Source organism: Escherichia sp. WS1368 (assembly GCF_046487485.1).
In the GTDB taxonomy this organism is placed as follows: Bacteria; Pseudomonadota; Gammaproteobacteria; order Enterobacterales; family Enterobacteriaceae; genus Escherichia; species Escherichia coli.
On record NZ_JBJQJI010000040.1, the window covers coordinates 1 to 2,716 of the forward strand.

At 54.6% G+C, this 2,716-nt stretch carries 3 protein-coding genes and 1 pseudogene; 1 reads left to right on the forward strand and 3 read right to left on the reverse strand.

Annotation, left to right across the window (positions count from 1 at the left end; genetic code table 11):
• Positions 1-432 precede the first annotated feature (432 nt).
• Positions 433-849 carry a fosfomycin resistance glutathione transferase FosA3 gene (locus ACJHYD_RS24420; RefSeq protein WP_014839980.1) on the forward strand — a complete coding sequence of 139 codons (417 nt, stop codon included), beginning with the start codon at positions 433-435 and terminating at the stop codon, positions 847-849.
• 4 nt (positions 850-853) lie between these two features.
• On the opposite strand, the gene ACJHYD_RS24425 is transcribed toward ACJHYD_RS24420, so the two are convergent.
• The 3 genes and pseudogenes from ACJHYD_RS24425 to ACJHYD_RS24435 form a co-directional block, all read right to left on the reverse strand.
• Complete coding sequence (locus ACJHYD_RS24425; RefSeq protein ID WP_014839979.1) at positions 854-1,372, reverse strand: FidL-like protein; 519 nt, start codon at positions 1,370-1,372, stop codon at positions 854-856.
• Positions 1,372-2,160, reverse strand: a complete 789-nt coding sequence (locus ACJHYD_RS24430; protein ID WP_014839978.1) for a transcriptional regulator — start codon at positions 2,158-2,160, stop codon at positions 1,372-1,374. The genes ACJHYD_RS24425 and ACJHYD_RS24430 overlap by 1 nt, the downstream gene beginning before the upstream one ends.
• A gap of 19 nt (positions 2,161-2,179) precedes the next feature.
• Positions 2,180-2,605: pseudogene (locus tag ACJHYD_RS24435) on the reverse strand (TetR/AcrR family transcriptional regulator); the annotation flags it as partial.
• Between the last annotated feature and the right edge of the window lie 111 nt (positions 2,606-2,716).

The following is a 2,716-nucleotide window of genomic DNA, read 5'->3' on the forward strand; positions in this document are numbered from 1 at the left end:
CACAGAATGATGTCACGCTGAAAATGCCGGCCTTTGAATGGGTTCATGTGCAGCTCCATCAGCAAAAGGGGATGATAAGTTTATCACCACCGACTATTTGCAACAGTGCCGTAATTATTTAGGATATAGCTCTGTGATTTAGTCTTTTTAGGGCGTTTATTTATGTCTTTATGCTGTAATGTCGGTGCTGATTTGGTCTTCAATAAGGCGATTTTTAGCCCGCTTTTTCCGGGGGGATGAAATGTTATTGGATTGCTAAATGATTTCAAAAAAGGGGTAACATAGAGCGGGGATTAGTGTGGCGAGGCGCAGGTTTCCGATGGCAGGCTAAACGCAAAAAATGCGCTTTTTAGCCGGTGATGAGGTGAGGCCGGGAGGGGATGCGTCGCCGATCACAGTTTACAACAGGGTTTGATAACGGGAGGAAAAGTCATGCTGCAGGGATTGAATCATCTGACGCTGGCGGTCAGCGATCTGGCGTCAAGCCTGGCATTTTATCAGCAGTTACCTGGAATGCGCCTGCACGCCAGCTGGGATAGCGGAGCCTATCTCTCCTGTGGGGCGCTGTGGCTGTGCTTGTCGCTGGATGAGCAGCGGCGTAAAACGCCCCCTCAGGAAAGCGACTATACCCACTACGCCTTCAGCGTGGCGGAAGAAGAGTTTGCCGGGGTGGTGGCTCTGCTGGCGCAGGCGGGGGCTGAGGTATGGAAAGATAACCGCAGTGAAGGGGCGTCTTACTATTTTCTCGACCCTGACGGCCATAAGCTGGAGCTGCATGTGGGGAATCTGGCGCAGCGGCTGGCCGCCTGTCGCGAACGCCCCTACAAGGGGATGGTCTTTTTTGATTGACGGGTTAGTTCAGCTTACTGCCGGATTTCAACGTGCAGATCCACAGCGGTGAATTGATAGAGCTGAGCAAGATAGCCTTTTCGTTGAGCTTCTGAGCGTTGAGAAACAGCCCGTCGTGGCTGTCGGACATCTCGCGCATAAAGTAGTCGAAAATCACGTTCGGCGATTCATCAATCGAGGAGGCGCTCGATTCCCACTGATTGATGCGGTAATGACGCTCGGTGGCCGAGATGCGTTTGCTGCTGTAGGTAAACTTCACGTAGCGTTGCAGGTAGAGCCAGCCGGCGGCGGAGTCGGTGTAACCTTCGACCACCATCGAGCCTTTACCCTGCGCGCCAAAATTGAAGTGAATATTGCCGTTAACGTTCTCTTTGTCCATGTTCTCAAAGCGCATGATGCCCTTAGTGGAACAGCTCATGACACCCGCGTTGTCGGCAGGCAGCAGCCGCCAGGCGCTAAACGCGGCGGCGGCAATAAATACCAGAACGCAGAGGGCAAAGAACGGACGCGGCGCGAGTCTCATTACGGCTTCCAGGAGTAGTAAAAGTAGTTATCGCAATAGCTGAACGGGTTATCTTCATGCATGGCGCAGTGGGCAAGGAACACGCGCCCCAGCCCGTTGGTTTCGAGCCGATCGCCGTAGAAGAAAAGAAAACGTTCACCGGGTTTACAGGCAATATTCAGCCGCTGGCGTACCTCATCGAAGTTTTTGCCGTAGGACTCTTCACTGACCGAACGTCGCATTTCATCGCTGGCCAGCAGTTCGCACTGGCTATGGCTGAGGCGGGTCAGCGCGATAGGCTGGGATTCACTGATGCCGACCAGACTGAAGGCAACCAGAAGCAGGGCAATGGTGAGCAAGCAGGCTCCGGCCATGTACCAGCACATCCCGCGAGCATGTGCGGAGCGCGGTGCGTCTGGCGTTGTCGTAACGGGCGGCGGTTCGGCAGGCGTCTGTTGTGGTGAAACCGGCGGCGCGTCGTCCAGCGCTTCGATAATGACCTCGGGATTAAGCTGCAAATAGCCGCGCGAGACGGTGACGATGATGTTATCGACGCCGTAATGGCGAAAGGTCTTCCGCAGCATGCTGAGATACTGATTCAGATTGCTGTTGGATGAGGTTAATCCATTGTCATCCCAGACTTTTTTCAGAACATCTTCCCGGCTGACAATCTCGGTATGGCGCAGAAAATAGTTAAACAGGGCGCTGGCGGTGAGGGATAGCTGGCTGTCCGGTTCATCGCTTTGCGGCAGCGTCAGGGTTCCGTCGGTGGCGTCGTAGATAAAACGGGCATTGATGTTGTAGCGCATCGCGGCCTCAGTCTGTGCTTCACGCGGGAAGCGTCATTTTATTCAGGGAGTCAACCAGCGCGCGACGGTGGTCGGCGCTCATGGTGATCCCTTCCGTCAACTCCGAAAGCCAGATGCCGTCAGCGGCGTAGCGCACCAGCGTGCCGGTTGGGCTGTTATCCAGCTCATCGCCCTGCGCCAGTTTCTCCAGCATCCAGTCGCGCCAGCATTTGCGCAGCACCGGTTCATCGGGCATTGCCAGCGACAAAACCATAAGCTGGCGGCTTTCATGGGTGTCCGTGAGATCCGCCAGATAGTTCAGATAGGCGCGGGTAAACCGGCCATAGCTCACGCCATCCTGTTGCATCAGCGCGGTAATCGCTTCTTCCATGATTGCCAGCAGACGCGCGAACAGGGCGAATATTAGCGCCTGCTTGTTCGGGAAATGGTGGATAAGGCCGCCTTTACGGCACTGTTGCAAAGTTAGCGATGAGGCAGCCTTTTGTCTTATTCAAAGGCCTTACATTTCAAAAACTCTGCTTACCAGGCGCATTTCGCCCAGGGGATCACCATAATA